Below are 25,230 nucleotides of genomic sequence, written 5' to 3' on the forward strand. Positions count from 1 at the left end.
TTCAGGTCCTAGTGGGAGCAATCCCTTGGAGGTTCGAGTCCTCTTCTGGGCACCACTTAATAAAATTAAGTGGTGCTTTTTTAATTCTGTCACATAGTGATTTCTCTTTTCCCCTAAACGAATCCTTTCAGGACGGCGGGTTATGCTCCCGTCAGCACCTGATTCATCATTCACCGCTGTCATCAAAAACAATGAAGGCATCACCAGAATGCCGGATTAGCGCTACCGGATGGCAGCGATTATCACCTGATTGCGGTTTTACAGTTTTCTCTAAATTAACCAGATCCGGAACCGTTCGGGATGCCACGGATTCCGACTGTTTCTCCTTGTTGTTTTTAATCGGATAGCACGCGACACGCTGCAATGGTTGCCCGCCTTGCGGCAGGATTCCCGGCTGGTGTTTGCGCATGACGGGAAGCCATGTCAAGCGGCATGACCCCATCACGAAAAGGACGGCAGCGCCGTCCTTTTTTGCATTACCATAGCGCCAACCATTCACGGGAACCCGTCATGTTCAAAGCCCTTGCCGTCTTCGCCGCCGTCTATCTCGCGCTTGCCTGCCTGCTTTTCCTGCCACCGACCCCGCTCGCCCTTTACGCCCCGTGGCTCTATCCCCTGCCTGCTTTTGCCGCCGCCGCTGCCGCCGCGCGCATGGCGTCGCCGCGCCTGTGGCCGTTTGCGCTCTTTGCCCTGCCGCTGGCCTATCTGCTCAATTTCGCCCGCTTCGTTGGCGAGACGGTGTGGTATGTCGGCATCGACACATTGCGCCAGATGCACGGCGTGATGCTGCCGACGATGCTCGCCCAGCTGCGCAGCAATCTCGGCGCGGGTGATATTGCCCTGATGGCGCTGAACGTCATCCTCGTCCTCGCCGCCATCGTCCTCGGCGGCAAGCTCACTACCGCCCGGAGAGCCTGACATGAACGGTTGTGCCGCTGCCCTCCTCTATTTCGTCATCATCCTGCCGGCGTGTATTGTCCTGGATTTTGCCTTCGGCACCGAAGGGATGCTGACCGTCCTCGGCCTGATTTTCGGCTTCTGCTGGCTGATCGCGCGCAGCAATGCGGCGCAAAGCACAGAGGATGACGGCAACGACAGCGCGCCGCCCCGGCCCCGCGCGTACTACGGCTATGGCGACGCTGCGGGCGACAGCACGCCTCATCCGCCCCCCGCCTCTGCGGGTCATGACACGGGCGACGATGCCGCCGCCTTGCGCGACGCACTCGGCACGCTGCAACAGCAAATCGCCGCCATGCAGGGCGATGTGCGCGCCATCGAAACCCGTCTTGCCCGCCTCGCCGCGTCCCCGCCAGCGGCCACGCCGACCCCGCCGCTGGGCGATATCCGCCGCTACATTCACACGCCGCTGCCCGCACCCGGCGAAAAAGCAGACGACGCTTGGGCCTACGACCTGCCCGATGCGGACGCTGCCCCGCCGCAATCACCCGAACCGCCCGCCGCCCCCGCCAAGCCCTGCCCCAAACCCGCCACCCAACCGGCCATCCATCACAGCGAGACGGCGGCCGGCGACACTTACTACCGCCCCGCACAACCCGCCATCAACTACAGCGAACCGGCTCCCCGTCCTGCTGCCCCCGCTGACAACAACGACGCCGCCAACGAACCCAACCCCCTCGCCGCCTGGCTCAGTGAAAACCTGCTGCTGAAAACCGGCATCGCCATCCTCTTCCTCGGCCTCGCCTTCCTCCTGCGCTACGCCTCGGCGCGCATCCACATTTCCATCCCGCTGCGCTACTGCGCCGTCGCCGCGACCGCCATCGTCCTCGGCTTTGTCGGCTGGCGCCTGCGCAACAAACGCCGCTACTACGCCCTCGCCGTACAAGGCGCATCGCTCGCCATCCTCTACCTCACCACCCTCGCCGCCCTCAAACTGCACGGCCTCATCCCGCCGACCTTCGCCTTCATCCTCATGGTGGCGACCACCGGCCTGCTCGTCGCCCTCGCCGTGCTGCAAGACGCCCTCATCCTCGCGCAAATCGCCCTGATCGGCGGTCTCGCCGCGCCCATCCTCACCTCCAGCGGCAGCAACAACTACATCGGCCTTTTCAGCTACCTTGCCCTGCTCAACAGCGGCGTCGCCTTCATCGCCCGCTACAAAGCCTGGCGCTCGCTCAACCTCATCGGCTTCATCGGCACCGCCTTCATCGCCGGTGCCTGGGGCAGCCGCTACTACCAACACAGCGACTACCTCGCGGTGCAACCCTTTCTCATCTACCACCTCGTCCTCTACACCCTCATCGTCTGGCTCTACGCCCGCCACCGCATCGACGATGCCGACCCGCCGACCCTCGACAACAACGCCAGCCTGCACACCATGTTCAGCTACTACCTGAGCGGCATGCAGCGTATCGGTGTCCTTGACAGCGCCCTGCTCATCGCCTCGGCGCTCGGCTTCTACACCCTGCAATACCACCTCGTGACCTGGGCACAGTACGGCGCCGCCATCTCGGCGCTGGCCTTCGCCGCGTGGTACACCGTCTGTGCCCTCTATGTGCGCGGCAGCGACGCCCGCCTGCACACCCTCGCCAGCGCCATCGCCATCCTCGCTGCCCTCTTCGCGACCACGGCTATCCCGCTCGCGCTCGACCCACACTGGACCGTCAGCAGCTGGGCCATCCAGGCCGCGCTGGTGTACACCCTCGCGCACGGCACCCGCAGCCCCATCACCCGCTTGGGCGCGCTCCTCCTCTACCTCCTCGCCGTTATCATCCTTTGCGGCCAGTACCGCCTGAGCGGTGGCGACCCGGAACTTACCGGCCCGCTGCACCCAACCATCCTCGCCCTGCTCGGCGGCATCACCATCCAGCTCGCCTGGTGGCGCAACCGCAGCGAAGACAGCGCCGACTGGGAAAAAAACCTCACCGCCACTTGCGCCGTCCTCACCCTCGGCACCGCAATGGCCTTGCCGCACCTGCTGTTGCCTGCTGCCTGGGCCAATACCGTGTGGCTCATCGAAGGTACCTTCCTCTACAACCTCGCCCTCTACTGCGGACACAATACCCTCCGCCACAGCGCCAGCATCCCCTACCTTGGCGGCGTCATCGGCTTGCTCTTTGGCGGTGCCTACCACTTCACGCCAAGCGGCGCGACCCTGCTCACCGGATCCATCCCCATCACCCTGACCATTGCCCTCTGCGGCAGCCTGAACATCCTCGGTTGGTGGCATCACGCCCGTAACCGCGACGGGGGTGAACCGCCCGAACTCCTCATCCACATCATCACCGTTGCCGTCGCCATCCTTGCCCTGCCGCTCCTCCTCCTGCCGACAAGCTGGGCGCTTGCCGTGTGGCTCATCGAAGCCGCCATTGCCTACCACATCGGCATGCGCAGCGGCATCCGCGCTCTCAGCCACACCGCATTCACCATCCACATCGGTGCCATCGCCCTCATCCTGCTGCTGGGCGAATACCGCATCACCCCTTACGCCGAAACCCTCATCAGCGGCCCCATCCACACCACCCTCATCATCATCGCGAGCGGCGCCGCCAACATCCTCAGCTGGTGGAACTATCCCGGTGATGCCAACAACCCGGCTGACACTGCCGTCCAGCGCCTCTTCGCCATTCTCACCTACGCTGCCGCCCTCGTCCTGCCACTCAGTATCCTGCCACCCGCCTGGGCCGCCGTCCTCATTGCCACGACTGCCGCCCTGCTCGCCCTCATCCAGCAGCTCTACTGCGAAGAAGAACGCGGCGACAGCCATCCGGCGGGACGCGTCTATGGCAGACTCGTTACCCTCATGGTGGCATGTAGTGCCCTTCTTGCCCTGACCCTCGCCGCCGGAGAAAACGTGCCGCTCACCGTCACTGCGCTCTTCACCCTCGCCACCGCTTGGCTGCAACAACGCCGCGACACCGCCGACACCCTGCGCGACCAAAGCGGCTGGCTGCTGCTCACCGCCAGCAGCGGCGCCCTCATCTGGGTAGCCTACACCGCACCATTGCTTGCCGCCCTTGCGCCTGCCCGTGCTACCTGGGCGGTCAACCTCACCATTGCCATCCTCACCATCGCCGGATACCTGCGCTGGCGTCAGGCGGCACAAAGCACACTGGCCTACCTGCCGCTCACCATCTTCGCCCTGCTGCTCGACCAATACCCAATAACGCAGGCCAACCCCGGCAGCTGGTTTATCGCCATCGCCGCCGCAGCCGTGCTGCACCTCATCCTGCTCGCGCGCTACGAAGCGAGCAGCGACCCCGTCATCCAGCGCCACCGCGCTGCGGCCCACTTTGGCGGCGTCAACCTCTTCATACTGGCTGGCCTCCGCCTCGGCCACCTTTTCGGCGTTACCAGCCTCGCGCCGGACAGCATCTGGCAACTGCCGCTGCTGCTCGCCACGCCGCTTGCCATCCTCTGGCTCACCACCCTGCCCGCCGTGCAAGAAAAAACGCGCCGCTACCCCGTCGCCTACCACCATCCGGCGAACCTCGCCTGCGGCCTCACCCTGCTCATCCTCGCCTGGTACAACCTCAGCCACGACGGCAACGCCGCGCCCTTCCCCTACCTGCCCGTGCTCAACCCGCTCGAACTCATCAGCCTTGTCGCGCTCTACATCCTCTGGCGCTGGTGGCAGACCTGCATCCCGCTGGGAGAAGCCGCTCATAGTGCCGCCGTGGCGTCAGGCTGGGAAAAACAAAAAAACCTGCTCCTCGGCTTTACCCTGTGGCTCATCATCAGCCTCGATATCCTGCGCATCTGGCACCACTACCTCGGCGTACCGTGGGACGCGCACGCCCTGCTCGCTTCCTTCGGCGTGCAAGCGACCCTGTCGCTGGTATGGAGCATATGCGCCATCGCCCTGATGCTGCGCGGCCACAATCAGCGCCGCCGCAGCCTGTGGCTCGCGGGCGCGACCCTCATCGGCATCGTCGTCGTCAAACTCTTCCTCGTCGAACTGGCGGACACCGGCGGCATCGCCCGCATCGTCAGCTTCATCGGCGTCGGCATCCTGCTGCTCATCGTCAGCTACATCGCCCCCGCACCGGGCAAAGACGCGGAAGAGGAAAATGGATGACGACCGCCGGGCAGGATGAACACCGGGTTCCTGCAGCCCGCCAAGTACAAAAAATCCGGCGCTTTGCGCCGGATTTTTATGCCCGCACCGCCTGCGGCGGGAAGCGCAGTTCACCACTGTTCGTGGCGGCGGTGTGGCGCAGGGCGGTAACCACCCGGTCGCCCGCCTGCTGTACGGCGTTATGCCCGCGCCGCTTGCGGCGGGAAGCGCAGTTCACCACTGTTCGTGGCGGCGGTGTGGCGCAGGGCGGTAACCACCCAGTTACCCGCCTGCTGTACGGCGTCTTGCAGCGATTTGCCGGTGAGCAGGGCGGCAGTGAGCGCAGCGTGGAAGGCGTCGCCGGTGCCTTTGACGTCGCTGGCAATGCGCGGGTGGCGGGTGGTGGCGACGTTATCACGAGTGACGATCAGGTTGGCGATGTGGTCGCTATCGCTGCCGGGGCTGCTGGTAACGACGACGGTATGCAGCCGTGCGCCGAGCAGGCTGCGCGCAGCGGCGACGGTTTCCGCCTCATGCTGTGGGGCGGTGCCGCTCAGGTAGCCGAGTTCGTAGTGGTTCGGGGTGATGAGGTCGGCGCAGGCGGCGAGGCGTTCGCGGTAGCAGGCGGCGAGTTCGGGGCGGACGTAGAGGCCGCAGTTGTCGTCGCCCAAAACGGGGTCGATGCCGATGTGGATGGCAAGGGCGCGCGCTTTCAGGGCGTCGAGCCAGTCGGCAAGCAGCATTGCCTGTTCGGTGCTACCGAGGTAGCCGAGGATGACGGCGCGGGTGCTTGCCAGCGCGCGGCGACGATCGAGATCGGCGAGGTAGCCCGCGAACCAGTCGGCGGGGATGGCACCGCCGTGGATGGTGTCGTAGTGCGGGGTGTTGGAGAAAAGGACGGTCGGCACGGCAGCGGCACGCAAGCCGTGCGCGGCGAGTGTCGGCAGGGCGGCGTTATTGCCGACAGTGCCATAGACGACTTGTGACTGGATGCTGATGACGTCCAGCGGCAGCGGGTTGCGGGCGGCATAATCAGGAATGAGGTTGCTCATTGGGCGGTATTCCGGGTGGTTTGTTGCAGGATGGAGGAATGGGCGGGTTCACCATGTACGGTCTGTAGCAAGTTTTTTCTTTTCCAGCCACGCCATGTGGGCTTTCGGCACGATGATGGTATGCCGCTGTGCGCTGTCAAGAAGCAGCCGATAGCCGTCCGGATTCCATTTTTTATACTGTCTGTTGATGGTGCCGTTGGTCAGCAGCAGGTGTTCGGCCGCAGCATATTGTCCGGCGAAGAGCAGGTACAGCACTTGTTGGTGCAGGGTGGCACCGCATTCCCCGATGGCGATGTTTTTCTGCGCGAGATAGGCAGGCAGGTAGGCGAAAGGGTCGGGCGGTGCCAGGCGCTTTCCCGCGTAGTAGTCAATCAGATCGAGCATGATGTCTGCGTCGGTCATGACGTCGAACCACTGCCACATGTGTTCTTGCAGCAGAGGCAAGGCCCGTTCGGGGCAGGCGGCCGGATAGCAATGCAACGGAACGTCGGCGGCATCGGCGGTTTGCGGGCGCAGCAGCCCATCGCGGCAAAGGACATTGGCCATGTCGTTCATCATGCTGTCGTCGGGGAAGCCGAGGTAAAGATGGATGGCAAAGACGCCTTCGCCCCGAATCTCCTGTTCGTCAATTTGGACGATCCGGACCACGGGTTTGTCCCGCATGAAGCGCCAGTAGCCGTTTCTGCCGATGTGCCGGAAACCTTCTTGCAGCAGGTATTGGTGAATGGGTTTTGCAGCACTCATGGTTGTGTGTCAGCAGGTTTTTCCGGCGCGAGTCCCGGCCAGTATTCGCTATCCGGGGTACGGCGTGCGCCGAAGATAGCCTGGCCGACGCGCACGGTGGTCGCGCCTTCGGCGATGGCCAGTTCAAAGTCGCCGGACATGCCCATGGAAAGTTCGGCGACGGCGGGGTTTTGTTGTTGCAGGCCATCGCGCAGTTCGCGCAGGCGGATAAAGCAGCGGCGCACCGCGTCCTTGTCGTCGGAAAAGAGGGCGAGGGTCATGAGGCCGCGCAGGCGCAGGCTGCTGTATTGCGGCAGGGCGCGGATAAAGGCTTCCGCTTCGTCCGGAGTGATGCCGTATTTTTGCGGTTCGTCCGAGGTGTTAACCTGCACGAAGACATCCAGACTGCGCCCTTCTTGTTGCAGGCGGCGGTCGAGGTTTTCGGCGATGTCGAGGCTGTCCAGCGCCTGAAATTCGGCGGCGAAGCGGGCGACGTATTTGACTTTATTGCTTTGCAGGTGGCCGATGACGGCCCAGTTGAGGCCGTCTAACGCCGTGAGTGCCTGCCATTTGTCGTAGGCTTCCTGCACTTTGTTTTCACCGAGCAGGCGGATGCCCGCGTCGTAGGCGTAGTGCAGGCGTTCGGTGGGCACGGTTTTGCTGACGGGCAGCAGGCGCACGCTGGCCGGATCGCGACCGCAGGCGGCGCAGGCGGCGGCAATGCGGGCGTGGATGTGGGCGAGGTTGGCGGTGATTTCGGCGGCGGTGGTCGCCTGCGGGTAGAGCGGGGTGGTCATGGTTCAGGCCTTTTTCACGAATGCGGATTTGAGCATCATGCCGCCGAAGCCGTCGATTTTGCAGTCGATGTTGTGGTCGGCGCCGGGGATGACGCGGATGTTTTTCACTTTGGTGCCCTGCTTGATGCTTTGGCTGCTGCCTTTGGGTTTGAGCGCCTTGATGAGGACGACGGTGTCGCCGTCGGCGAGCGGTGCACCGTTAGCGTCCAGCACTTGTTCATCGGCGGCGGTGCTTGCTGCGCCTCCGCCGTCCTGCCATTCAAAGGCGCATTCGGGGCAGACGTTGTTGGTGCCGTCGTGATAGGCGTAATCGCAGCCGCACTGCGGGCAGATGTTTTCGGGCATGGTGTTTCCTTCTGGGGATGGGTGTGGGCGATTGTAGCCGTTTTGCGCGGCATTGGACTAACGGCAAGGCGGCGTTATAATAACCTTATGTTGTTTTTTGTGAAATAGAGAGGTTTTTATGCAAAGTCTGGGTGAATTCATCGTGATGCGGCAAGCGGAATACCCGCAGGCCAGGGGCGAATTGAGCGGCATCCTCGCCGCCCTGCGTCTTGCCGCCAAAGTCCTGCACCGCGACATCAACCGCGCGGGCCTCGTCAACGACATTCTCGGTGAGGCAGGCTCGGAAAACGTGCAGGGCGAAGCGCAGAAAAAGCTCGACATCTTCGCCCACCAGAAAATCAAGGCTGCCTTCATGGCGCGCGACAACGTCGCCGGATTCGCCTCGGAAGAAGAGGAAGACTTCGTCGCCTTCCAGAGCGAGAAGAACAAGAACGCCAAATACGTCGTCCTCACCGACCCGCTCGACGGCTCGTCCAACATTGATGTAAACGTCGCCGTCGGCACCATCTTCTCCATCTACCGCCGCGTCACCCCCGTCGGTACGCCCGTGACCCTCGAAGATTTCCTGCAACCGGGCAACCGGCAAGTGGCGGCGGGCTACATCGTCTATGGCTCGTCCACCATGCTGGTGTACACCACCGGCAACGGCGTCAACGGCTTCACCTACGACCCCTCGCTCGGCATCTTCTGCCTCTCGCACGAAAACATCCGCATCCCGGACGACGGCAGCATGTATTCCATCAACGAAGGGCAATACCTCAAATTCCCGCTCGGCGTGAAAAAATACATCAAATACTGCCAGGAACTCGACAGCGCTACCAAACGCCCCTACACCTCGCGCTACATCGGCTCGCTCGTCGCCGATTTCCACCGCAACATGCTGAAAGGCGGCATCTATATGTACCCCTCCGGCAGCAGCTACCCCAACGGCAAACTGCGCCTCAACTACGAAGCAAACCCGATGGCATTTCTCGCCGAACAGGCGGGCGGCAGCGCCACCAACGGCTATCAGCGCATCCTCGACATCCAGCCTACTGCCCTGCACCAGCGCGTGCCACTCTACATCGGCTCGAAAAACATGGTCGGCAAAGTGATGGACATGATCCGCGACAATCCCGATCAGTAATACCAAAAACGACCCGTCGCGGGACGGGCAGCCGCCCGCCACAACAATGTTAACGGCGGTCTGAAGCCCGCCCCGCAAAAACCGTTTTATAGTCAAACATCTAAAAAATCGTAACGGCGTTGCGTCGCCTCGCCGCACTGCTTGTACTGTCTGCGGCGACGCGCCTTGTTACGCTTTTTTATCCATTCAACTATATCCCTTGGGATTGGTATCAATCGCCGCCCGGCGGCAAAGGAAAAAGAATGTACGACATAGAAGTCGCGAGCGGACACACCCCGCGCCTCTACCCGGCGGGCGAAGCACAAGGCTACGCCCGCGTCATCATCCCCGAAACCTGGGTACACGCCGCGCCCGACGCCGCCGCTGCCCGCCTCAGCCAGTACACCTATGGCGAACCGCTGCGGCTTTATGCACAAAGCGGCGACTACCTCCACGCCCAGTCCCTGCGCGACCAATACAGCGGCTGGGTGGCACTTGCTGCCGTCGAAATCCTCACCGCAGCCCCCGCCTGCACCCACATCACCACCGCCATCGCCCCCATCACCGCCGAACCCGACCTGAAAAGCCCCTACCGCACCGCCCTGCCGCCGGACGCCTGCCTGACCATCACCGCCGAAGCGGGCGACTACCTGCAACTCGAAAGCGGCGGCTGGCTGCACCGCCGCCACACCGCCCCCGCCGACAACATCACCGACCCCATTACCGCCGCGCGCAGCCAGCTGGGGCGCAGCTACCTGTGGGGCGGACGCGGTCTCGCCGGGCTCGATTGCTCCGCCCTCAGCCAATGGGCGTACCGCCGCGCCGGACGCAACATCCCGCGCGACAGCGACCTGCAAGAAATGTATCTGCAAGAACACCACAAACGCGTTGACCTCGGCAAACTGGCGCGGGGCGACCTCCTTTACCTGCCCGGCCACGTCATGCTTGCCGCCGACCCCTACACCGTAATCCACGCCAGCGGCCACCACATGCGAGTCGTCAGCGAAAACCTCGCCGACGCCATCACCCGCTGCAAAAAACAGATGGGCGAACGCTATCGCCTGCGCGCCTACCGCTGGGACGCGAAAGAGCCTTTCGTACACGTCTTCGACTGAAACGGCAGAACCCCATGAATACCAATCCCAAGAAATATAGTTGAATAGATAAAAAAGCGTAACAAGGCGCGTCGCCGCAGACAGTACAAGTAGTACGGCAAGGCGACGCAACGCCGTTACGATTTTTTAGATGTTTAACTATATTGGGAATGAGACAAGGCGGCGAACCGAAGGCCGTACAGACCGTACGGCGCAGGTTTTCATAAAGCCCCGCCCGGTGGTCCCGGCATTTCCGCCGCTTGGCGTGTTCGTGGGTTTTCACCCGTTCAGGCGGCGCAGGGCGGCGGCGATTTGTGTGCGGGCGTCGTTTGCGTCTGCCGGGCGTAGGGTGTTTTGCCCGTCATGGTGGACGAGGGTCGGCAGGTCGCGCAGGTAGGTTTCGATGTCGTGCGCTTTGAGCAGGCGGCCATGCAGGTCGTAGCCGACGTTGAGCAGGCGGCCGGGCAGCGGCGCGAGGCGGTCGTGCACGTGGCCGTAGAGGTGGTAGCGGCCTTTGCCGCAGCCGTCCCATTCCTGAATCGGATAATGGAAGAGCATCAGCGGCTGGCTGCAACCGTCGCAGGTGATTTGCCGGTATTGTGCGATGGAGGCGAGCAGCGGTCTGCCGTCGGCTTTCGCGGTGTGGAGGAAATAGTCGCGGTTTTTGCCGATGACTTCGTCGTGGTTGCCGAGGATGAGGTGGTGTTCGCCGTTCAACTGATGCAGGAGGCGGGCGATGCTCGCGACGTCGCGGGCGAAGGAGAGGTCGCCGAGGTTATAAACGGTATCTTCCGGCGCGACGGTCGCGTTCCATTGGGCAATCAGCGACGCGTCCATTTCTTTGATGGAGGCGTAGGAGCGGAACTGCGGGCAGAATTTCATGATGTTTTTGTGCGAGAAGTGCAGGTCGGAGGTGAAGAAGGTGGTGGGCATGGTGTTTCCGGAAGCTTCGTCGTAAGGGGAGCGGCGTAGGGCGGGCTTCAGCCCGCCATTTAGATAAGTTTCGCGAGGATGTATTTTTGCATAGGGTTCTTTTTCGTTTTCAGTTTTTATAGAAGGTATTGGCAATGTCGGATAGTTGCATGGGCAAGCAGTCTAAATACGATTTCTGAAGATTGATGAGGTGTTGCATGATTTCCCTATTCTGCGTCATATCGCCAGCTATCATGCAACATAGCGCTTCCAGGCCATTAGAGCTTTGCATAATTTGAATCATACCCATAATTGGATAGCCCTCTTTTTTTCTGTTAAATGCCAACATTCCACTATGAACATAAGAGTTCGACATTTTATTCAATTGTCTGAATTCTCGAAGTTTTTCAAGTAATTCATTAGGTACGATACCTTTTCCCACCCCTATAGACAGTTCTTGCAGAATATCAGTAATGGTTGGTGTACTGTTATTGACACGATTGACATTTTCTTCATTCAGAGATTGATGCCATTTGTCAATAATGTGGTCTTTCGCAACCCAGTATATCCATGCTGCTTTTAGTGTGGCTTCGTATTGCAGGCGCAGCAGGCTGGTTGCCGAGATATAGCAGTTATTGACGGCCAATAGATGGATGCTTTCGCCATGTTCTGTCGCTATATCCAGTAAAGTCAGCGCTGCCAATATGCGTTTTTCTGTCTCTTCGGTATAAGGCACTTCTGGGATTTTGCGGTGCAGTGCTTCGCGGAACTCCAGCGATTTGGCGTAAAACTTTTTGAATCCGGTGTCCATGGGTTGTCCTTTGGGTTTTTGCTTTGTGCAGGGTTCGTGATTGATTTGCTCGGCGGGCTGAAGCCCGCCCTACGAACTGCCAAGCGGTTTGCTAAATGTTATTCCGCAGGTATGCCTGGATGTAGGCAATTTTTTCCAACTCGGCCATCGCCTTGAAGATCTCGCGGTTTTCTTTGAGGTGGTCAATCAGCGGGTAGTATTCTTCGTCCACGTGTTTTTTATCCAGTTTGTGGTTGAGGTTTTTTTCGTTGCTGCGTCCCAGGAATTTGGAGATGAGGTAATACGGCGATTTGAGTTTGCAGAGCATTGCTTTGCTTTCGCCGTCGAAGACCATGTAACCCTCGTGTTCGACAGTTTTCAGTTTTTCTTTGAGTGCGCCGAAGGTCAGGTTTTCCAGGAGCGGCGGGCGGTGCAGCGGTTTTTCGTGTGTCTTGTTGTAAGCGGCGGCGATGTCGTTCAGTTCGCGTTCGCTGTATTGGCGGCCGGTCGCCACGTCGATGAGGCCGATCAGGGTTTCGCCCAGTCTTTCTTTGATGATGTGCACGTCGTCGGCGTCGGTGATTTCAAAGAGGAAGGTGTGATTGGGGTAGGCGCGGAAGAGGTCTTCGTATGGTTGGCAATGCGCGCGCGTCAGGTCGGCAAAGCGGCTGTCCAGCGAGCCGGTGGTGGAGTAGAGCACTTGATGGTTGTGGTTTCCTGTGTCGCCCGCGCGCGCCACATAGGTGCAGCAGCCGAGGAAGCCGTTGATTTTTTGCACGGCTTCGACGGGGTGGTCGTCGGCAAGGTGCAGCGGGTAACGGCTGTTTTTGGCGGTGCGTTCGCTGTAATTGAAGACTTTTTTGAAGGGGCGGACGATGATGTTGTCGTCGTCATCCAGGATGATGCCGCGCATTTCCAGTAGGGCGTCGTCAAAGCGGTTTTCGTAGAAGACGCTGCGCGCGTATTTGAGGACGCGCAGGGCGGGATAGCGCGCGGATTTTTTCGCGATGTAGTCGCGGTGGCCGCCGCGCAGGTAGGCGGCGGTGGCGGCGTCCATCGGTTTTGTCGGCGGCACATCTTCTTCGTCACGCAGGCGGTTGTGGTTCAGGCGGACGTAGGCGGCGAGTACGTCGGCTTCGCGCACGCCGTGCTGGTTCGGGTAGAAGTTGTGCAGGCGGTAGGTCTCGGTCGTGAATTTGTGTTTGCGCGCGAGGCGCAGCAGGTGGATGCAGGCGGCGGCTTTCTGGTTGGTGTTGGAGTTGATGATGAGGATGTGCTCGTGCGGGTGGGCGCGGCCGCGTTCGCAGGCTTTCTGCATCATGGCGAGACCTTGTCGTTGTGCGGCGTCCACCGCTTTGCCGGAGAAGCGGTATTCACCGTTTTCGTCGGTCATGAGCAGGTCGTTTTCGATGTGGACGATGTGCGCGTTCGGGTATTGTTTTTGGAAGGCAGCGATTTGCGCGTGGGCGAAGGTGGTTTTGCCGGAGCCCTGGTGGCCGCGCAGGAGGATGAATTTTTGCATGGGGTTCTTTGTGGGTTTTCGGTTGTTATGGAAGGTGGGTTTGGGACGCTCCAAGCGGTGTAATTGCCGGGTTTTGTTGTTTTTTAACGGGTTGAAGCCCGCACTGCGCGAATGCAGGTTTTCCCCGCTTGGCGGGTTTATGCGGCGTAACGGTTTCCCGCGCCTCCCTCCCTCGTGATTTCAGGCCGATGTCCGGTTGTATGGGTACGTTGTGTGTGTCGCTGTTGTGCTGCTGGATAAGTGATGTTGGGCAGTCGTTGTACGGTGTTACGGTAGCCCGCTACCAGCTCCAATTGCTTTTAAGGGTTTGACATCCACGTCCCGGAATCACTACTGAAACGGTTATGCCGCGTGTGTTCTCATGTTGTTTGGACGGCGGGCTGAAGCCCGCCTTGCGGTGTTTATTGTCCTTCTTCTGCCGCGATGTCGTTGTCCCAGTTCGCTTGCTGGATGCGGATATCCAGTTCGCGACAGTGTTTGGCGACGTCGTCCGCTTCACGACGCAGGGCACGGATGTCCACGGCGGCGAGGGTGCGGATTTCGCTGCGGCTGTAGCGGGACTGATCCGCCATCGCAGCGTCCGCGACTTTGCCGAGCATGGCGTGTTCGGCTTTCAAGCGGTCGCGCTCGGCCAGCGCCGCCAGCATGGTGGTACCGTCGGCGAGGGTCACGTTGTGGTTGGCGCGGTTGATGGCGACGATAAGACGGGTCAGCGCCGCCGCACTGCGGCGGTAGTCGGTGAGCAGATCCTGCGGGTCTTCGGCAGGCGCTTCGCCTTCCTGGTATTGGGCGTTTTGTTGCAGGCGGGCGGCAAGTTGCGCCAGTTTGCGTTGCAGGTCGGCGCGTTCGATAAGGGCTTGGGCGAGTTTCATGGGGTTCCTTTCAGGCGAATGTTATGGTTGCGGGGGTTTTGTTCTCGTCAGTTTTTTGTTTTCCGATGCTGCGTCAAGCGGCGTAGTTACGGGGTTTTGTCGCTGCGCGGGTTGTCCAACCCCAACCCCTCCCCCAATGGGGGAGGGGCTTTTGGGTCGCGCTCAAATTCGATGTCTATTTCTGCGGCGGGATGGTAGCCACCGAGGGCTTCCGCGATGGTGATTTCTTTCGGCGCTGCCGTTTCGTTTTGTCGGGTGATGTAGTGGCGCATGAAGTCGCGCAGGACTTCGGCGGGGTCGAGGTGTTTTTGTGCGGCGGCGCGGTTGAAGGCTTGTTGCAGGGCGTCGTCAACGCTGAAGGTGTAGTGGTTTTGGGTCATGAGTGTTGTCCTTTTTTGCTGTGCTGTGGGTACTTTATGTTGTCCCGCCTGTGGGGGCAATGTTGCCACTGCCCCCTTTCGTCGCGGCGGGACGCGCAAGCGGGGGAAGGGTTTTGTCGTCATGCTGCCTGCCGCAGCAGCTCGACGGCTTCGATGTGGCGCACCCAGTGGTCGTCGCCGCTGTTTTGCGCCGCGAAGTCGCCCAGCAGGCTGAAGACGTGGTCGCTGAAGCCGCCGATGTTGAGGATGTCCGTGCGGTTTTTGGTCTGCGCGGCGGTGTACGGCTGGATGTCGATGCAGACGAGTTTCGCCTGCGGGCAGCGCCGTTTCAGGGTGTCCCATTCGGCGAGCAGCGCGCTTTTCTGGCCGCGATGCTGGTCCGCCCAGGATTCGTTGTCCGAGACGAGGATGACCATATCGACGCGCGCTTTTTCGCGGTTGAGCAGGGAAAGCGGCGCGCTGCACGCGGTGCCGCCGCCACCGATGCCCGCCAGTTTTTCGGCGTTGGTCATGATGCTGTCGCGCGGGTTGAGGCGGATGTTCACCGTGGTGATTTCAAACGGGATGACGCGCGCCTGCGGGTTGTGGCGCAGCACGGCGGCGCCGATGAGCGCGGCGACGTCGATGCAGCGGGTTTTTCCCGTTCCGCCCGCGCGGTAGCCGCTGACCGGGCTGTGCATGGAGCCGGAGACGTCCGGGCAGACGACGATGTTGCCCGGCAGTTGCGGCACGTTTTGCACGGCGGTTTCCATCGCGTCCTGCAAGGCGTCGCGGATGGCGCCCGGCATGGCGTCGCCGGCGGCCTGCCAGGTGGTCAGCAGTTGGTACGGCATGACGCGGGCGCGGCGGATGGCGGCCGGGTCGCGCAGTTTGGCGGCGACGCGGCGGATGTGTTTGTCTTTGCCGAAGACACCGTGGCGCGCGAAGGTGTTGAGGTTCTGCCGCACTTGCTGCCAGGAGCCGTCCGCCGCGATTTGTGTCCAGGCGCCGCAGCCGAGATCGAGCGCGGTCAGCATCTGGAAGGGCACCGGCGGCAGCGCGCCGCACCGTTCGCGTTTGTAGGTTTCAAAGGCAGCGGTCAGCGGCGGCAGGGCGGCGGCGGCGTAGGGTTTGCCGATGAGCCAGGCAAACCAGGCGGCACGCCAGGCGTCATGCGGCTGCGGATGCACCATTTTCACCACGTCTGCCAGCGAGGAGTTGTTGCCGATGGCGGCGTTGAGCAGTTGCTGTTCGCTAGCGCGGTTCAGCCAGTTTTGGATGAGTTTTTTCGGGCGGGTGCCGAAGGATTTGCGCCCGGCGACGCCGCTGCGCACGATTTGCGCGAAGTTGCGCAGCATTTTGCCGCTGTCGATGACGCGGTCGAACACCGCCGCGCACAGCGCCACATCGCGCGCCGCCAGCACCGCCAAAAGCAGCGCGGGCATGTCTTTCATGTAGCCGCGCTCGCGGGCGTAAATTGCGGTTTTGGCGAGAAATTCGGGGGAAACGGCGCGGGCGAGGTCGAGCACTTGCGCCAGCTGCATTTCCGCGCTCGCGTAGTAGGTGCTGTTCAGGCAGCCGGTGGCGGCGAGCTGCGCCAGTTGCTGCGCCGGCGTTTGCGTGTAGGCGCGGCCGCCCGCTTCGTTATAGGTATCAGTGGCAGTTTGTTTTTGTTTGTGCGATTGAAACAGTTTGAAATTGGCCATGGTACTTGTCCTCTTAAATGTTGATGGCGACGAGTCGGGGCAGGACATCGGTTTTCAGGATGTAGTCCTGCCGGCATTCGCCAGATGCGCCGTGCTGCACGGCAGCGTGATCCTGCGGGTTGCCGGATGCCCACAACGGGCAATCCTGCATACGAAACGGTCAGGTAACCCGCCAAGCCACAGCGGCGCAACGCAGAGCGGACAACGAGGGGGAAGAAATTGTTACGCGCTCTATCCGCTGAGCTACCCTGCCATCGCTGGCGGCAGGGACGGGATTCGAACCCGCGACCTCGGTTTCCGAAAAACCGTAATTCCTTCGGCATTTGTCCGCTCTGCGCTGCACCGCGCGACGCAGCGCAGGACAGTCAACGAGGGGTGAAGAAATCGTTACGTGCTCTACCGCTGAGCTACCCTGCCATTGATATTGCTGACGGCAGGGGCGGGATTCGAACCCGCGACCACGAGCGTTGGAGGCTGTAATTCCTTCGGCATTTGACTGCCCTGCGCTACGCCGCAAGGCATAGCGCTGCGCCGGCGAATACCGGGAATGGCTGCTCTACCCGACTGAGCTACCCGCAGCGAACCACGGGGCGGGACTCGAACCCGCGACACTGTACATTCCCGCGCATCCGGCGCGTGCAGATAACAAAAGTGAAGAAACCGCTTGCCGTGCGGCTGCCCTTTCACCCGCTGCCCGCAAGCAGCGGCGGGATTCGAACCCGCTTTCACGGCTCCGGATGTAGTTCCTTCGGCATTTATCTGCACCTACCTTATTGCCGGTAACGTGCCAATCATGAAAATAAGTCAGGAGAATTTCATAATCTATTGTTCTTAAACATGATATATACACACCGCCGCGTACGGCAACTAACGCCAAAAAGAAGAAAAACTATCCATACGGATATGAAGATAGAAAATAATCCGGCATAGCCGGTTATCGGTTCAGCCATGGCAACGGCGACTTCGTCCGGACGATGCGTATGCCGGAGAAAGCGGCACCATTACCGATAGCCCCGCCCGATAAACCCGCTGCCTTTTTTCGAGCGGAACCAGCAAAGCACAACATATAGTGCTGCCACGACAAGAAACACGCTATATTTGGGGGCAGATAAAAAATTCCGCCATTTCAGCCGACTAAGCTGCCCCGCATTTTGTCAAGATTTCCATCCGGAAAAATCTCCCTACAATGCCGCACACTCGCGCCCGCGCGAACCCTTATGCCCACCCCATTCAGGAAGCCCCATGAAACCCCGCAACCTCTTCGAAAAACGCCTGGAAATCAAACCCTACGAATACCCGGAACTGCTCGAATTCAAAGACGCCATCCGCCACTCCTACTGGCTGCACACCGAATTCAACTTCACCGGCGACATTCAGGACTACCGCACCGTTATCAACGACCGCGAGCGCAGCGTCCTCACCCGCGCCATGCTGGCCATCTCGCAAGTCGAAGTCAGCGTCAAGCGCTTCTGGGGCGACCTCTACCGCTACTTCCCCAAACCGGAAATCGACGACGTCGGCGGCACCTTTGCCGAAAGCGAAGTGCGCCACAAAGACGCCTACTCCTTCCTCCTCGAAAAACTCGGCATGAACGAAATGTTCACCCAGATCAAACAAATCCCCGCCCTGATGCGGCGCATCGAATATATGGAAGACTTCATGCGCGACAAAGACATCGGCCGCGAGCGCTTCGTCCTCTCGCTGGTGATGTTCTCGCTCTTCGTTGAGCACATCTCCCTCTTCGGGCAGTTCCTCGTCATCATGTCGTTCAACAAACACCGCAACCTCTTCAAGGGCATTTCCAACGCCGTCGAAGCCACCTCCAAAGAAGAAGAAATCCACGGCCGCTTCGGCATCGCCCTCTATGGCATCATCAAAGAAGAACACCCGCGCCTCTTCACCCCCGACTTCTATGACGAGCTGAAAGCGCTGGCCGATCAGGCACTTGAAGCCGAGCGCGGCATCCTCGACTGGATGTTTGAAGAAGGCGACCTCAGCTTCATCACCCGCGACACCGTGGAAAACTACATCGTCAACCGCTACAACAACTCGCTCAGCATCCTCGGCATCAACGCGCCCTACCTCGTGGATGCGCGCAAACTGCGCGAAACCGAGTGGTTCGACATCGAAATCCTCTCCGGCAAAGAAAGCGACTTCTTCTACAAACGCAGTACCGATTACAGCAAGAAGACCAAACAAATCACCGCCGACGACCTCTTCTGACATCCCCCCTGAGACACTAAAAAACCCCTCCCCTGTGAGGAGGGGCCGGGCAAATCGCGATAGCGACAAAACCCGGCCATCTCGCCGCTTGACGGCATTTCGCCGTGAACAAGAGGATTGATACAAAATCACCGCCCACCCGAACAATCACGAGGCGGGCTACGAACCCGCTTCGCCTGCATCTATCCCAAGGAAAACACAACAAGGACCCCCATGACCGCTACCAACAGCACCGCTGCCTCCCGCTCCGATTTCGCCTGGCTGAACGAAGACAGCCGCCTCTTTCTAGAACGCGGCTACCTGCTTGACGGCACCACGCCCGAAAACCGCATCCGCGCCATCGCCAACCACGCCGGCAAAATCCTCAATGACCCCACCTTTGCCGACCGCTTCCATCACTACATGGCGCGCGGTTACTACTCCCTCTCCTCGCCGGTGTGGTCAAACTTCGGCCTCAGCCGTGGCCTGCCCATCTCCTGCTTCGGCAGCTACATCGGCGACTCCATCTACGACATCATGCGCACCACCGCCGAAGTCGGCATGATGAGCAAAATCGGCGGCGGCACCAGCGCCTACTTCGGCGACATCCGCCCGCGCGGCAGCGCCATCAGCAACAACGGCAAATCGGACGGCTCCTTCAACTTCAGCAAACTCTTCGACACCATCATCGACGTCATCTCGCAAGGCACCTCACGCAAAGGCCAGTTCGCGGGCTACATCGACATCGACCACGGCGACATCGACGAATGGCTGGACATCCACACCGAAGGCAACCCCATCCAGCTCATGTACTACGGCGTCTGCATCAGCAACCAGTGGCTCGAAGACATGAAAGCGGGTGATGCCAACAAACGCCGCATCTGGGCGAAAGTCTTGCAACGCAAAGCCGAAACCGGCATCCCCTACCTCTTCTTCAAAGACAACGCCAACGTCGGTCGCCCCGATGTTTACCAGGCGCTCAACCTGCCCATCTACGCCTCCAACCTCTGCACCGAAATCATGCTGCCGGCCAGCGACGAAGAAAGCTTCGTCTGCTGCCTCTCCTCCATGAACCTGCTGCACTACGAAGAATGGAAAAACACCGACGCTGTCGAAACCCTCACCTGCTTCCTTGACGCCGTGATGAGCGAATTCATCACCAAAAGCGCGGACATCCCCTTCCTTGACCGCGCGCACCGCTTCGCCAAACGCCACCGCGCCCTCGGCCTAGGCGTCCTCGGCTGGCACAGCTACCTGCAATCGCAGCGTATCGCCTTCGATAGCTTCGCCGCCATGCAGAAAAACAACGAAATCTTCCGCCTGCTGCAAGAAAAAACCCTCGCCGCCTCGAAAAAACTCGCCGCCGAATTCGGCGAACCGGAAATCCTCACCGGCTATGGCCGCCGCAACACCACCCTGATGAGCATCGCCCCGACCAAATCCAGCAGCTTCATCCTCGGCAGCGTCTCACCCTCCGTCGAACCCTTCAAATCCAACTACCACGTCAAAGACCTTGCCAAAATCAAAACCACCTACAAAAACCCCTTCCTCGTCGAACTCCTTGAAGAAAAAGGCCTGAACACCGAAAAAACCTGGGAAAGCATCCTGCTGAACGATGGCTCCGTGCAACACCTTGCTGCCCTTTCCGACGAAGAAAAAGAAATCTACAAAACCTTCTCCGAAATCAGCCAACTGGCGGTCATCCAGCAGGCGGCGCAACGGCAGAAATACATCGATCAGGGGCAAAGCATCAACGTCATGATCCACCCCGACACCCCGACCCGCGACATCAACCAGCTCTACCTCACCGCCGCCGAACTCGGCCTTAAATCCATCTACTACCAGCACAGCATCAGCGCGGCCCAACGCTTTAACCGTAACTTGCTGAATTGCAGCAGTTGTGAGGGATGAATTTTTCGAATACAAACTAGCTAACTTATAAAGGAAATGAAGAATGAATTTTAATTTTAACATCAAGACTTTTCGGGATTTACTTGGGACCAATTTTAACCAGCTGGTAATTCCTAGATTTCAACGAGATTATTCTTGGGAAAAAGAACATATATCAGAATTTCTTGATGATTTAGTATTCGGCTTAAATGCTGAAGAAACTTCTAATAAATCTCCATACTTTTTCGGTACCATTTTAGTTGTTGGAGATATAACTGGCTCAAAAGGAAAACTAGAGGTTATAGATGGTCAGCAAAGAATAACAACAGCAACCATTTTGTTATCAGTAATTGGAAAATTGCTGGATATGAATGGAGAGAATAGTTTAGCAATTCGCGTTTGGGAGTATATTGTTAAAACAACGGACAATGATGAAAAAATTACAATCTTGCAGAATGATACTTTAGATGACTTCTTTAAAGATAATGTTCAAGATAGAAAGCAAGAATTATCTGATATTTTGAAGAAAGGAGCTGATATACCAGATGATGAAACAAGAAGAATATTTGAAGCTATAAAATATTTTTTCCAAAAATTAAAAAAGGAGCAGATAAAAAAGTTAGTTAAGAAAGAAGATGAAAGCTACATAGAGTCTTTAAAAAGAATTAGAGATGCTCTACTAGAGAGTCAAGTGATTTGTATATCTACGGTAGATAAAGGTAATGCAAATTTAATATTTGAAATATTAAACTCAAAAGGAAAGAAATTAGAAGATATTGATTTAATTAAAAATGAAATATTTAGATACTTAAATAATATAGAACCAAAAGACAATGCAAACAGTAAATGGAAGAAAATAAAGATACAATTAGCAGAACGCGAGAAGATAGAAATTTCTACATTTTATAGACACTTTTGGTCTTCTAGATACAGTATAAATAAAAGATTAGCTCTTTATGAGCAATTTAAGGCTCAAGTGTCGAAAGAAAAATATGAAGATTTCTTAAATGACCTACAAAAGGCGGCAGAAAGCTATAAAAAAATAATATCACCATATTTATCTGATTATGATAAGAAAGATAAGTATATGGTAGATTCATTAAATTATTTAGGCGCGTTTAACATAAAACAATGTAGACCATTGCTATTATCTTTGTTAAGAGCAAAAGAAAAAGGTATATTAACACCAAAAAATTGTAAAAAAATATTAACATTTCTTCCCAGATTCCATTTTGCTTATAATGCTCTATGCAAGAAAAATCCTAACGCTATAGAAACTAAGTACACAGATTTTTCAGTACTAGTATCTAAAAGCAATAATTCAAACGACTTAGGAATAATTATTGATGATATTATAAGGACTTTTAAAGACAAATTGCCTACGAAAAATGAGTTTTTAGAGAAATTTATAAAACTATCTTACTCAAGCAATGAAGAATACGATAGTAATATATTATCTAAATTTGCCATTTCTGAGATTGAAAAAAAAATGTCAAATAGAGTCTGTATCCCAGATAATTATACTATTGAGCATATTGTTTCTGAAAAAGATACCAGATATAGACATTATTCTCTAAATATAGGCAATCTTATTTATTTAGAAGATAACCTGAATCAAAAATGCGGAAATAGCACCCTAGAAGTTAAAGTTGAAATTTATAAAAAATCAAACTCAAAATCTACTGAAGATTTCTTGAAGACATTATCTGACAAAAAATTTTTTGAGGAAGAAGAGATTGAAGAAAGATCCAAGTATTTAGCAAATTGTTTTTATGAACTGTTTGAATAATTGGTCGTAGTGTCCCCTTCCTCTAGCTAGGTAGAGAGGAGGGGATTGGTACAGCGCGCGTCAGAGAGTACAGCAGACAATCCCCGCAGAACAAATCCGAAAATACCGCCAAGCGGCTCAACCACGCCGTTGTCCATTCCATCCAACCCCCAAAAACCATGACCTCCCGCGAAACCTTCCTTCACGCCTGCACGCAAATCGCCGCGCAACTGGACGGCTTCCGCCTCCTGCAAAAAGGGCAGGTGTTGAAAAAAGACCTGTCCGACCGCGACACCGTCTGCGAAATCCGCTTTCAGGGCAGCCGCAACAACGGTGCGCATAACATCACCATGCTGGTGCACATCGTGCTCTCCTCCAGGCAATTCAAACAATGGGCGCAGAGCCAATCCCTGCCGAACGGTGACGTCAGCGGTATTTTCTATGCCAACCAGCTCGGTTACCTGACCCCTAGAAAAGACTGGCGCCACTGGCAACTGGCGGGCGCCAGCCTGCCGCACAGCGTGCGTGGCATCGTTGCTGACTTGCAGCAATACGCCCTGCCGCTGTGCGATCTGTTTACCGATAAAGCCGCCGCCGTTGCCTACCTGCGCCAGCACGGCAGCGCCTTAACCCCTTGGCTGGACAACAAAAACCTGCACACCGGCCTCTTTTATTACGCCTTCTGCTATGGCGGCAGCGAGGCGGCGCGCGATTTCCTCAACCACCATATCCGCGCCTGCGGCTATCGCAGACGCTATGCCGACCTTTACGCCGCCTTAGCCAGCGGTCAGCCGGATGCCAGCAGCAATAGCGACTTTATCGGCGCAGATGAACTGCGTTTTGCCTATGCGCAAGGCATCCGCTTCGATTTCTAACCGACACCAAGCGGGGCTAAAATCCGCATCCAGCGAAACTTCCCCGACCGGAGAACCCCATGCCCATCAACATCTACCGCTTCAAAATATCGCTCATCGAATACCACGCTGTGCCCGTTAACAAACTGCACCGCATCCTCGACATCGCCGGCAATGCCACCTTCGAAGACCTGCACGCGCTCATCTTCACCGCCTTCGACCGCTACGACCCGCACCTCTACCAATTCATCCTCACCCGCGCAGAAGCAAAAAGCGACCACGCCTTATACGATTGCAAAGAGCGGGTTTTTGACCCGTACAGCATGGAAGAGGCCGACATGATGATGGATGAAGGCGATATCGCCCACAACGCCGCGACCTTCACCCTCGACAACACGAAGCTGCAAGAAAAAGATTTCATCTACTACCGCTTCGACTTCGGCGACGACTGGATGCATCACCTGCGCCTGGAAAAAATCTACCCGCTGGCAGCGGCAAGCAGCGACGAGCCCTATGCCGCCATCGTGAAAAAAGTCGGCGCATCCCCCGCGCAATATGAAGAATACGACGACGAGGAAGATGACGGATAAAGCCACACGCCCCCGCTCGTATTAGGCTTTTCGCGAAAGTCTCTTTCTCCTCAAGCTTCTGGCTATTGTGAAATAGCTATCCGCAGCAGCTGCGGCATCTTGGTGATGACCTGCCTAGGCAGGGAATATGGCAGGGCGAGAAATATAGTCGTTTCAACTAGAATTGATACGGTGTTGGCGCGCCTCACCGTACTATCTGTACTGTCTTCGGCTCGCCGCCTTGTCTCAGTCCTATTTGAAATGACTATATCAGCGCACCTCACCGGTTGCAGCCAAAAACGGAATGACAGCGTCATTCCGTTTGGTGACGTTGCCGGACGCCTTGCTGCGTCCGGCATACTGTTTTGCGTGGAAAGCGGTGAATCAGGGTTGATAGCGCTTGACTTTGCCTGCTGCATGCTGCCCGTCGGTGGCGGGCGGTTCTTTGTTTTCGCAGACGTCTTTGCAGCCGCAGGCACGTTCGACGCCGACGGCGCCCAGTCCGCCGCAACTGCCTTTGATGGGCGCACGGCCGAAGATGACACCGACGGCCATGCCTACGCCGACGAGCATAAGGACGATGAAGACGACGATGAAGGTGGTCATGGTTGTTCCTCCTGTATGGCTTGGGTGAAGGCTTTGCTTCTCTGGATGATATAGGGTGTCCCGTTACCGGCGAGAATGAGTTCGGCGGCAAGCCCGTGCTCGTCGGCGAAGGCGAGGGCTTTTTCGTCGCCAAGCAGCATCAGGGTGGTGGCGTAGGCGTCTGCGGTCATGCAGTCGGCGGCAAGGACGGTCGCGGAGAGGAGGCGCGAGCGGTGCGATTTGCCGTCTTTGGGGTCAATGATGTGATACGCCATTTCCCCACCCTTTTCAGCGTAGTTGCGGTAGTTGCCGGAGGTCGCCATTGCCGGCAGGCGGTCATTCATGGCGATGACCGACTCAACCGCCGCACCGCTCACTAATCCAGCCTCAGGCCGTTCAATGCCGACGCGCCACGGCGCGCCGTATTTGTTGCCTTTGCTGCGGATTTCGCCGCCGATTTCCACGAGGTAGTCGGAGTAGCCCGCCGCGTGAATGGTTTCGGCCACCCTGTCCACGCCGTAGCCTTTGGCGATGGAGGAGAGGTCGATGAAGATGTCGGGGTCGGTTTTGGCAAGACCCGCATCGCCGAGGTGCAATTTGTGGTAGCCGACATGTTGCAGGGCGGCGGCAATTTCGGCGTCAGAGGGTTTGTCCTGCCGCTTGACCGGACCGAAGCCCCACAGGTTGACCAGCGGGCCGACGGTCACGTCGTACACACCGCCGCTTTCTTCGCTGATGGCAAGTGCTTTGGCAAGTACACGGCGCAGACCGTCGCTGATGGGCTGCACTGTGGTGTCGCGGCTGCGGTTGAAGCGCATCAGCTCGGAGTTGTCGCGGTAGGTGGACATGCTGTCGTTCACCGCTTCGAGGGTGGTATCAATTTGCTGTTTGAGGGCGCTTTTGGCGGCATCGTCGAGTTCGGCGGCAATGCTGACGTTCCAGAAGGTGCCCATGGTTTCGCCGGAGAGGCGGCTTACGTTCTGCGCACGGCTTTCTGCGCAGACGAGAAGGAAAAGCGCTGTTGCCAGCAGCAACAGCGCTTGTCGGAGTGTACTCAGGTGCCGGTACACG

At 58.0% G+C, this 25,230-nt stretch carries 24 protein-coding genes; 9 read left to right on the forward strand and 15 right to left on the reverse strand.

The features are described 5' to 3' along the window. Positions 1 to 166: 166 nt before the first annotated feature. A complete protein-coding gene (locus tag Q0562_RS12140) occupies positions 167 to 499 on the reverse strand; it encodes a hypothetical protein (RefSeq protein WP_298644721.1) in 333 nt (110 codons plus the stop codon). 11 nt (positions 500 to 510) lie between these two features. Here Q0562_RS12140 and Q0562_RS12145 point away from each other — a divergent pair, with 11 nt between their 5' ends. Both Q0562_RS12145 and Q0562_RS12150 read left to right on the forward strand, forming a co-directional pair. Then, positions 511 to 918, forward strand: a complete 408-nt coding sequence (locus Q0562_RS12145; RefSeq protein ID WP_298644722.1) for a hypothetical protein — start codon at positions 511 to 513, stop codon at positions 916 to 918. Between the two features lies 1 nt (position 919). Further along, on the forward strand, positions 920 to 5,035 hold the full coding sequence (locus tag Q0562_RS12150) for a DUF2339 domain-containing protein (protein ID WP_298644723.1): 4,116 nt from the start codon (positions 920 to 922) through the stop codon (positions 5,033 to 5,035). 76 nt (positions 5,036 to 5,111) lie between these two features. Here the strand turns inward: Q0562_RS12150 and Q0562_RS12155 are convergent, their stop codons facing one another. From Q0562_RS12155 to Q0562_RS12175, 5 genes are read right to left on the reverse strand one after another with little or no spacing between them, the layout of a single operon-like run. After that, a complete protein-coding gene (locus Q0562_RS12155) occupies positions 5,112 to 5,252 on the reverse strand; it encodes a hypothetical protein (RefSeq protein WP_298644724.1) in 141 nt (46 codons plus the stop codon). Next, the gene (pdxK, locus tag Q0562_RS12160) at positions 5,215 to 6,066 is read right to left on the reverse strand and encodes a pyridoxine/pyridoxal/pyridoxamine kinase (protein ID WP_298644725.1); all 852 of its coding nucleotides are present in this window, start codon (positions 6,064 to 6,066) and stop codon (positions 5,215 to 5,217) included. Before pdxK ends, Q0562_RS12155 begins: the two co-directional genes overlap by 38 nt. A 48-nt stretch (positions 6,067 to 6,114) precedes the next feature. Next, on the reverse strand, positions 6,115 to 6,810 hold the full coding sequence (locus tag Q0562_RS12165; RefSeq protein ID WP_298644726.1) for a hypothetical protein: 696 nt from the start codon (positions 6,808 to 6,810) through the stop codon (positions 6,115 to 6,117). Beyond that, a complete protein-coding gene (locus Q0562_RS12170) occupies positions 6,807 to 7,586 on the reverse strand; it encodes a YggS family pyridoxal phosphate-dependent enzyme (RefSeq protein WP_298644727.1) in 780 nt (259 codons plus the stop codon). The genes Q0562_RS12165 and Q0562_RS12170 overlap by 4 nt, the downstream gene beginning before the upstream one ends. A 3-nt stretch (positions 7,587 to 7,589) precedes the next feature. Then, positions 7,590 to 7,931, reverse strand: a complete 342-nt coding sequence (locus Q0562_RS12175; protein ID WP_298644728.1) for a zinc ribbon domain-containing protein YjdM — start codon at positions 7,929 to 7,931, stop codon at positions 7,590 to 7,592. A gap of 118 nt (positions 7,932 to 8,049) precedes the next feature. Here Q0562_RS12175 and fbp point away from each other — a divergent pair, with 118 nt between their 5' ends. Together fbp and Q0562_RS12185 are read left to right on the forward strand one after the other, a co-directional pair. Next, a complete protein-coding gene (gene fbp / locus Q0562_RS12180; RefSeq protein WP_298644729.1) occupies positions 8,050 to 9,057 on the forward strand; it encodes a class 1 fructose-bisphosphatase in 1,008 nt (335 codons plus the stop codon). A 242-nt stretch (positions 9,058 to 9,299) separates the two neighbouring features. After that, positions 9,300 to 10,151, forward strand: coding sequence for an NlpC/P60 family protein (locus tag Q0562_RS12185; protein WP_298644730.1), 852 nt, complete (start codon positions 9,300 to 9,302; stop codon positions 10,149 to 10,151). Positions 10,152 to 10,409: 258 nt separating this feature from the next. Here the strand turns inward: Q0562_RS12185 and Q0562_RS12190 are convergent, their stop codons facing one another. From Q0562_RS12190 to Q0562_RS12220, 7 genes are all read right to left on the reverse strand, one after another. Then, complete coding sequence (locus Q0562_RS12190) at positions 10,410 to 11,063, reverse strand: phosphoesterase (protein ID WP_298644731.1); 654 nt, start codon at positions 11,061 to 11,063, stop codon at positions 10,410 to 10,412. Between the two features lie 109 nt (positions 11,064 to 11,172). Then, entirely contained in the window at positions 11,173 to 11,853 is a 681-nt protein-coding gene (locus Q0562_RS12195) for a hypothetical protein (protein WP_298644732.1), read from the reverse strand. Positions 11,854 to 11,944: 91 nt separating this feature from the next. Next, entirely contained in the window at positions 11,945 to 13,354 is a 1,410-nt protein-coding gene (locus Q0562_RS12200; RefSeq protein ID WP_298644733.1) for an RNA ligase, read from the reverse strand. 401 nt (positions 13,355 to 13,755) lie between these two features. Then, the gene (locus Q0562_RS12205) at positions 13,756 to 14,226 is read right to left on the reverse strand and encodes a DIP1984 family protein (protein WP_298644735.1); all 471 of its coding nucleotides are present in this window, start codon (positions 14,224 to 14,226) and stop codon (positions 13,756 to 13,758) included. Between the two features lie 86 nt (positions 14,227 to 14,312). Further along, positions 14,313 to 14,606 carry a toxin-antitoxin system antitoxin subunit gene (locus Q0562_RS12210; RefSeq protein WP_298644737.1) on the reverse strand — a complete coding sequence of 98 codons (294 nt, stop codon included), beginning with the start codon at positions 14,604 to 14,606 and terminating at the stop codon, positions 14,313 to 14,315. A 119-nt stretch (positions 14,607 to 14,725) separates the two neighbouring features. Then, positions 14,726 to 16,291 carry an RNA-binding protein gene (locus Q0562_RS12215; protein ID WP_298644739.1) on the reverse strand — a complete coding sequence of 522 codons (1,566 nt, stop codon included), beginning with the start codon at positions 16,289 to 16,291 and terminating at the stop codon, positions 14,726 to 14,728. A gap of 13 nt (positions 16,292 to 16,304) precedes the next feature. After that, positions 16,305 to 16,442, reverse strand: a complete 138-nt coding sequence (locus Q0562_RS12220) for a hypothetical protein (protein ID WP_298644740.1) — start codon at positions 16,440 to 16,442, stop codon at positions 16,305 to 16,307. 1,091 nt (positions 16,443 to 17,533) lie between these two features. Between Q0562_RS12220 and Q0562_RS12225 the strand changes: the two genes are divergently transcribed. The 5 genes from Q0562_RS12225 (at position 17,534) to Q0562_RS12245 (ending at position 23,595) form a co-directional block, all read left to right on the forward strand. Continuing rightward, on the forward strand, positions 17,534 to 18,514 hold the full coding sequence (locus tag Q0562_RS12225) for a ribonucleotide-diphosphate reductase subunit beta (protein WP_298644741.1): 981 nt from the start codon (positions 17,534 to 17,536) through the stop codon (positions 18,512 to 18,514). Between the two features lie 213 nt (positions 18,515 to 18,727). Next, positions 18,728 to 20,404, forward strand: coding sequence for a ribonucleoside-diphosphate reductase subunit alpha (locus Q0562_RS12230; RefSeq protein WP_298644742.1), 1,677 nt, complete (start codon positions 18,728 to 18,730; stop codon positions 20,402 to 20,404). 43 nt (positions 20,405 to 20,447) lie between these two features. Continuing rightward, positions 20,448 to 22,172, forward strand: a complete 1,725-nt coding sequence (locus tag Q0562_RS12235; RefSeq protein WP_298644743.1) for a DUF262 domain-containing protein — start codon at positions 20,448 to 20,450, stop codon at positions 22,170 to 22,172. 158 nt (positions 22,173 to 22,330) lie between these two features. After that, positions 22,331 to 23,026, forward strand: coding sequence for a hypothetical protein (locus Q0562_RS12240; RefSeq protein WP_298644744.1), 696 nt, complete (start codon positions 22,331 to 22,333; stop codon positions 23,024 to 23,026). A 59-nt stretch (positions 23,027 to 23,085) separates the two neighbouring features. Further along, positions 23,086 to 23,595 (forward strand): hypothetical protein, encoded by a 510-nt coding sequence (locus Q0562_RS12245; protein WP_298644746.1) that lies wholly within the window; start codon positions 23,086 to 23,088, stop codon positions 23,593 to 23,595. Between the two features lie 363 nt (positions 23,596 to 23,958). Here Q0562_RS12245 and nqrM read toward each other — a convergent pair whose 3' ends face one another. Together nqrM and Q0562_RS12255 are read right to left on the reverse strand one after the other, a co-directional pair. Then, positions 23,959 to 24,180 (reverse strand): (Na+)-NQR maturation NqrM, encoded by a 222-nt coding sequence (gene nqrM / locus Q0562_RS12250; RefSeq protein WP_298644747.1) that lies wholly within the window; start codon positions 24,178 to 24,180, stop codon positions 23,959 to 23,961. Beyond that, positions 24,177 to 25,229 carry an FAD:protein FMN transferase gene (locus Q0562_RS12255; protein WP_298644748.1) on the reverse strand — a complete coding sequence of 351 codons (1,053 nt, stop codon included), beginning with the start codon at positions 25,227 to 25,229 and terminating at the stop codon, positions 24,177 to 24,179. Before Q0562_RS12255 ends, nqrM begins: the two co-directional genes overlap by 4 nt. Position 25,230 lies beyond the last annotated feature (1 nt).

It is taken from the genome of uncultured Cardiobacterium sp. (genome assembly GCF_938028825.1).
Taxonomy (GTDB): domain Bacteria; phylum Pseudomonadota; class Gammaproteobacteria; order Cardiobacteriales; family Cardiobacteriaceae; genus Cardiobacterium.